The following is a 6230-nucleotide window of genomic DNA, read 5'->3' as shown; positions in this document are numbered from 1 at the left end:
CGGACTACCGCCGTGCCTAACTCCACGGCGGAAAGTGGTGCCAGCGCGCCATGAAAACTGCCAATCGGGGTGCGCGTTGCCGCGACAATAACAACATCCTGCATGGTCAGCTCCTCAGCTAAAGTGCATTTCGGGGACAATTTCGGGAACGATCAGCTTGCCGGCGGTTCTGGCGACAATTTCATCCACGCTGATGCCCGGTGCACGCTCACGCAGAATGAACGCACCGTCGGCAATTTCCAGCAGAGCCAGGTCGGTAAGCACGCGTTTGATGCAGGCCACGCCTGTCAGCGGCAGGGTGCAGGCGGGAAGCAGTTTGGACTCACCGCTTTTGGAAGCATGGGTCATTACCACAATGATATTGTCAGCTCCGGCAACCAGGTCCATCGCGCCGCCCATGCCTTTCACCATTTTTCCGGGGATCATCCATGAGGCGATATTGCCGTTAACATCGACTTCAAACGCACCGAGCACCGTCAGATCAACGTGGCCGCCGCGGATCATGGCGAAGGATTGCGCCGAGTCGAAAATCGCCGCGCCTTTGCGCGCCGTCACTGTCTGTTTCCCGGCGTTGATCATGTCGGCATCAATTTCGTCTTCTGTGGGAAACGGCCCCATACCCAGCAAACCGTTTTCTGATTGCAGCATCACGTCCATGCCATCAGGGATGTAATTTGCCACCAGCGTGGGAATGCCGATCCCAAGGTTGACGTAATATCCGTCGCGCAGCTCGCGGGCGACGCGCATCGCCATTTGTTCACGCGTTAACATGGTCAGGCTCCTTTCTGGCGCAGGGTGCGTTGTTCAATACGTTTTTCAAACTGCCCCTGAATGATGCGGTTAACGAAAATTCCGGGAGTGTGAATCGCAGCAGGGTCCAGTTCTCCGGGAGGGACAATTTCTTCGACTTCCACGACGGTAATGCGCCCGGCGGCGGCCATCAGCGGATTAAAATTCTGTGCGGTGTGGCGATAGATGACGTTGCCGTACCAGTCGGCTTTCCAGCCTTTAACCAACGCAAAATCACCGGTTATCGCCTGCTCAAGGATGTAAGGGCGTCCGGCAAACTCGCGAACCTCTTTCCCTTCCGCCACGGGGGTTCCATATCCGGTCGCGGTAAAAAATGCCGGGATCCCCGCGCCGCCCGCGCGCAACTGCTCTGCCAGCGTACCCTGTGGCGTCAGGATGGCTTCCAGTTCGCCGCTAAGCACCTGTTTCTCAAACAGGGCGTTTTCCCCCACATAGGACGCGACCACTTTGCGCACCTGACGCGTTTCCAGCAGCACGCCAAGGCCAAAGCCATCCACGCCGCAGTTGTTTGATACAACGGTAAGTCCCTGAACCTCCCGACGGCGTACTTCGGTAATCAGGTTTTCAGGGATCCCACATAGACCAAAACCACCTGCCAGCAGCGTCATGTTGTCGGTCAGTCCTTCCAGCGCCTCTTGATAAGTGGCAACACGTTTATCCAGTCCAGCCATACACTTGCCTCCCCAGTTGTCCTTGCCGACATCATTGGGGGTGAAAAATGATTTGTTAATTTTAAATTTGTGACTCACTCATTGGGTTTTTTTATCAATTTAATGTTAATTAAAGGTATTCAACAAGTTAAAGGAATGCGAAATGGGAATGAGCATCAAACAGTTACGCGCGTTTTTAGCGGTAGCTCACACTCTGAATTTTGCTCATGCCAGCGAAAGACTGAATATGTCGCAACCCGCGTTAAGCCTGGCGATTAAAGGACTGGAAGATTCGCTGGGCGGGGCGTTACTGTTAAGAACGACCCGCAAAGTGACCCTGACGCAGGAGGGAGAAACGCTGCTGAATATGGGGCGACAGCTGCTGGCGGACTGGGAGAATACGGAAGAAGCCATGCGCCAGCGCTTTACGCTGCAGCGCGGTAAAATATCGATCGCCGCCATGCCCTCATTTGCCGCTAACGTCCTGCCATCGGTACTGAAAACATTTCGTGATTCTTATTCCGGTATCAACGTAACGGTTCACGATGTAATTAATGAACACGTGATTGAAATGGTCAGTGAAGGGCGGGTCGAGATGGGCATAGCCTTCGAGCCGGACTATTCGGGACATCTGCATTTCACGCCGCTCGGCGTGGATCGTTTTATCGCGATTGTGCCGCCAACCTGTCGACTGGCAGACAGGGATCGTATAGCGTGGCGCGAACTGCTGACGCTGGATTTTATCACCCTGCAACGCCCGTCCGCCGTGCGGCTGATGCTGGAAGAACAACTGGTGCAAAGCGGACATACGCTGGAAGTAGCGCTGGAGAGCCATCAACTGGTGACCGTTGGCCGTCTGGTGGCTAACGGTCTGGGCGGTAGCGCCGTACCTGCACTATGCCGCACGCAAATGACAGAGTTAGGCGCAACCTGTATCGATCTGGATACGCCGGTGATCCAGCGTCGGATCGGGGTTTTGCGTTCGGCGCATCATAAATTATCTACCGCTTCCGAGGTGCTGGTGGATTCACTGAAAAAGGCGTATCGCACCTGACTTTTCTCAACGGCTCAGGTCATGTAACCGCCCGCCAGCAGCGAACGTCACATCCGGTATCACTCTTCAGCAATGCCTGTTTCTTCTCACAACCTTGGGTTGCCAATGGACATCTGTCACGGAAAAAGCAGCCCTGGGGCAACGTTCGGTTTCCCGGTAGCTCGGTTTTACGTAACACCAAATCTTCCGCCAGCGGTGCGCCCGTTTTAGGGACCGAGTCCAGTAATAATCGTGTGTACGGATGGGCGGGGTGAGTGAGAACCTGTTGGGCATCGCCCAGCTCAACAATTTGCCCGAGGTACATCACCGCCACACGGTCGCTCATATGGCGGACCACCGACACGTTATGCGATATCAATACGTAGGTCAGGTTTCTGCGCGCCTGTAGCGACACCAGCAGGTTGAGAATTTGCGCCTGCACGGAGATATCCAGCGCTGAAGTGGGCTCATCGAGGACGATAACATCCGGCTCTGACGATAGCGCCCGGGCAATAGCAATACGTTGGCGCTGTCCACCGGAAAACGCGTGCGGCAAGCGGTCGAGATATTCAGGACGAATGCCCACCTGCCGTGCCAAATCCTCGGCAAGCATGCGTCGTTCACGCTCCGGGCTCCGTTTTTGGATCCACACCGGTTCGGTAATTATCCGCCACACCGGTAAGCGCGGATCCAGTGATGAAAGCGGGTCCTGAAAGACCATTTGCATACCGTTATGCTGCTTATCACCACGGCGAGAATAGCTTCCCTGGCTGGGTTTCAACATGCCCATCAACAGTTGCGCCAGCGTACTTTTTCCACAGCCGGATTCGCCAACAATCCCCAGCGTTTCACCCTGGCGAATCTGTAAATCCAGACCGTTGAGCGCATGCACCCGTTCCGTAATCTTGCCAAGCCAGTTTTTACGCGCAGGAAAGTTGACATGAACATCCTGCAGCGCCAGTAAAAAATCAGACATGTGTTGTCTCCAGTTGCGGATACCAGCAGGCAGATTGTTGATCTGCACCTCCCTGACTACTTAACGCCGGCGTTTCTTCACAACGAGGACCAGCGGCAAAGCAGCGGTCGCGAAACGCGCATCCAGCAGGTAAGCAGGTTAGGTTCGGCACGGTGCCGGGAATGGCGGGCAGCAATGCGCGCGGTTCGCCGTGTTCCGGTGCACATTTCAGCAAGCCGATGGAATAGGGGTGAGTCGGGCGTTGAATAACGGTTTGCGTCGGGCCACTCTCAATCACACTCCCGGCATACATGACATACAACCGGTCACATAACTGTGAAACCACCGCCATATCATGGCTGATAAATAACACCGCTGTTCCGCTGGCGCGCGCTTTTAACTTCAGCAAACGCAGCACCTGCAGTTGCACCGTGACGTCCAGTGCAGTGGTCGGTTCATCGGCAATGATAAGCTCCGGCTCGCACGAAAAGGCTAGCGCAATCATCACGCGTTGGCGCATACCGCCGGAAAGCTCAAACGGAAAACGTTTCATGACCTCCGGCGCGTCCGAGATTTGCATCTCTTCGAGTAGAGCGACGGCTTTCTGGCGGGCATCCGTGCGGCTTAACGCCTGATGATGGCGGATCACCTCCACCATTTGCTGGCCGATACGGCGGGTCGGATTCAGTGCTGTCATGGGCTCCTGAAAGATCATCGCGACACGTGCACCGCGCCATTGGCGCATTTGTTTCTCACTGGCATTGAGCACATCTTCACCCAGCAGCGAAACGCGTCCCTGGTGAATACGATAGCTTCCCTCCGGTAGCAGACGCATGGTGAGCATGGCGGTCACGGACTTACCGGAACCGGATTCACCCACCACACCAACGATTTCTCCGCGGTTGATGTGCAGTGATACATGGTTCAGCGCATGCACGTCAGCTTTATAGCCGGGGAAACTCAGATGCAAATCTTCGATTTCCAGTACGGGTTGTGTCATGACTGTTTTCCTCCGGCTTTCGGATCCAGCAGATCGCGAATACCATCGCCAAAGAGATTAAAGCCCACGGCGGTAATCAGAATGGCGGCGCCGGGAAAAGCACAATACCACCACTGATCAAGCACGTAATTGCGGCCAATTGCGACCATCGCACCCCATTCAGCGCTGGGTTGCTGGGCGCCCAGACCGATAAACCCGAGCGTGGCGGCCATCAGGATCGCACTGCCGATATCCAGTGATGCCTGCACAATGAGCGGCGGCAGAGAATTGCGTAAAATGTGCCAGCTAATCAGATGCCAGCGTGAAGCGCCGTAGGTCCGGGCAGCCTGTACATAAGTAAACTGGCGTACCACTAACGTCTGACCGCGGGCGAGGCGTACATAGAAAGGGATACGGACGATTGCAATCGCCAGCATGGCGTTAAACAGGCTGGGGCCCAGCGCGGCGGCCAACGCCATCGTCAGCACCAGCGAAGGAATGGACAGCATAATGTCCATCATCCGCATTATTATCGCGTCGGCCCGCCCGCCCATGACACCCGACAAGCAACCCAGCAGTGAGCCCAATCCCCCGGCGATACCCACTACCACCAAACCCGCAACGACAGATTGCTGACTTCCTACCAGAACGCGGCTGAACAGATCGCGACCGACTTCATCGGTTCCAAACCAGTGAGCGGCTGACGGGGGCAGCAGGCGCGCACTCAAATTGATGGCATTCGGATCGTGGGGTGTTATCCACGGCGACAGCACCATCAGCAGCAGTATCAATACGATGATGACCCCGCCAACCAGCGTCAGCGGGCTACTTTTCATCATCCAGAACAGTTTGGCCCAGTCCGTGCGGCGGCGTGCTGTCTGAGGGGCGGTCGGTGTTTCTTGTGTGAGCATCATTCAGCACCTCCACGTCCAATTCGAGGGTCTACCCACAGATAGAGTAAATCCACCACCAGGTTGACCAGCACATAGGCGAACGAGACCACCACCGCAAATCCCATTACCGCCGGGAAGTCGAGAGCCTGAATTGAGGTCACCACCCAGGCGCCCATGCCAGGCCAGGCAAAGACCGTTTCGGTCAATACCGCACCGTAGAGCAGATCGCCCAGCGCCAGGCCGAGGACGGTGATTGATGGGATAAGTGCGTTAGGCAATGCATAGCACAGCACGATGTACCAGCCCGGGAGCCCGCTGGCGCGGGCGGTACGTATGTAATCTTCACTCAGTTGCTCCAGCATAGCGGAACGAATCTGACGGGCAACGATCCCAAGATGTACAAAAGCCAATGTCAGCGATGGCAAAATCAGGTGCTGAAGCGCATTGAAAAAGACTTCGCCGTTGCCTTCCAGCAGTGCATCAATCAGGTAGAAACCGGTAACGTGAGCAGGTGGATCCAGCCAGTCGTCTAAACGCCCACCGCCGGGTAAAATTTGCAGATGACCGTAAAACAGCACGATAACCCCCAGCCCCAGCCAGAATGCAGGCGTGGAGATACCGGTAATTGCCATTAGCCGAACAAGGTGATCAAGCCAGCGGTTACGCCAGACCGCAGACAAAATACCCAGCGGGATACCTATCACCAGCGCCAGCAACAAAGAGCAGAAAGCCAATTCAAGGGTCGCGGGGAAGAAAATGCGCAGCTCATCCAGTACCGGACGCCCGGTGCGAATGGATATGCCTAAATCGCCGTGAAAAATATCGCTGACATAGCGAAAAAACTGGACATACAGCGGCTGATTCAGCCCCAACTGTTGGCGAATATTTTCGACAATTTCATCGCTGGCAC

7 protein-coding genes and 1 pseudogene are annotated in these 6230 nt (G+C 55.6%); 1 reads left to right on the top strand and 7 read right to left on the bottom strand.

The genetic code is table 11. From position 1 onward, the window contains the following. The 3 genes and pseudogenes from FDW94_RS24415 to FDW94_RS16840 form a co-directional block, all read right to left on the bottom strand. A pseudogene (locus FDW94_RS24415) lies at positions 1–104 on the bottom strand (acetyl-CoA acetyltransferase); the annotation flags it as partial. Between the two features lie 10 nt (positions 105–114). Next, positions 115–771, bottom strand: a complete 657-nt coding sequence (locus FDW94_RS16845; RefSeq protein WP_137377928.1) for a CoA transferase subunit B — start codon at positions 769–771, stop codon at positions 115–117. Between the two features lie 2 nt (positions 772–773). Beyond that, positions 774–1481 (bottom strand): CoA transferase subunit A, encoded by a 708-nt coding sequence (locus FDW94_RS16840; RefSeq protein WP_003020020.1) that lies wholly within the window; start codon positions 1479–1481, stop codon positions 774–776. Between the two features lie 142 nt (positions 1482–1623). Here FDW94_RS16840 and FDW94_RS16835 point away from each other — a divergent pair, with 142 nt between their 5' ends. Then, the gene (locus FDW94_RS16835) at positions 1624–2514 is read left to right on the top strand and encodes a LysR family transcriptional regulator (RefSeq protein WP_003020016.1); all 891 of its coding nucleotides are present in this window, start codon (positions 1624–1626) and stop codon (positions 2512–2514) included. Positions 2515–2533: 19 nt separating this feature from the next. Here FDW94_RS16835 and FDW94_RS16830 read toward each other — a convergent pair whose 3' ends face one another. The 4 genes from FDW94_RS16830 to FDW94_RS16815 form a co-directional block, all read right to left on the bottom strand. Then, positions 2534–3469 carry an ABC transporter ATP-binding protein gene (locus FDW94_RS16830; protein ID WP_137377927.1) on the bottom strand — a complete coding sequence of 312 codons (936 nt, stop codon included), beginning with the start codon at positions 3467–3469 and terminating at the stop codon, positions 2534–2536. Next, a complete protein-coding gene (locus FDW94_RS16825; protein WP_137377926.1) occupies positions 3462–4448 on the bottom strand; it encodes an ABC transporter ATP-binding protein in 987 nt (328 codons plus the stop codon). The genes FDW94_RS16830 and FDW94_RS16825 overlap by 8 nt, the downstream gene beginning before the upstream one ends. After that, positions 4445–5341, bottom strand: coding sequence for a D,D-dipeptide ABC transporter permease (gene ddpC, locus FDW94_RS16820; protein ID WP_003832993.1), 897 nt, complete (start codon positions 5339–5341; stop codon positions 4445–4447). Before ddpC ends, FDW94_RS16825 begins: the two co-directional genes overlap by 4 nt. After that, the coding region (locus tag FDW94_RS16815) for an ABC transporter permease (protein WP_249358581.1) at positions 5338–6230 on the bottom strand (893 nt) is incomplete at its 5' end. The genes ddpC and FDW94_RS16815, both read right to left, overlap by 4 nt.

The sequence above is a fragment of the Citrobacter sp. wls757 genome (assembly GCF_005280935.1).
GTDB lineage: Bacteria > Pseudomonadota > Gammaproteobacteria > Enterobacterales > Enterobacteriaceae > Citrobacter > Citrobacter portucalensis.
This window is presented reverse-complemented; position numbering and strand designations above follow the sequence as displayed.

Bases quoted from the DNA above. Each gene is read 5' to 3' on its own strand.
- FDW94_RS16845 (WP_137377928.1), bottom strand. From the start codon at position 771: ATGTTAACGCGTGAACAAATGGCGATGCGCGTCGCCCGCGAGCTGCGC.
- FDW94_RS16825 (WP_137377926.1), bottom strand. From the start codon at position 4,448: ATGACACAACCCGTACTGGAAATCGAAGATTTGCATCTGAGTTTCCCC.
- FDW94_RS16835 (WP_003020016.1), top strand. From the start codon at position 1,624: ATGGGAATGAGCATCAAACAGTTACGCGCGTTTTTAGCGGTAGCTCAC.
- FDW94_RS16830 (WP_137377927.1), bottom strand. From the start codon at position 3,469: ATGTCTGATTTTTTACTGGCGCTGCAGGATGTTCATGTCAACTTTCCT.
- ddpC (WP_003832993.1), bottom strand. From the start codon at position 5,341: ATGATGCTCACACAAGAAACACCGACCGCCCCTCAGACAGCACGCCGC.
- FDW94_RS16840 (WP_003020020.1), bottom strand. From the start codon at position 1,481: ATGGCTGGACTGGATAAACGTGTTGCCACTTATCAAGAGGCGCTGGAA.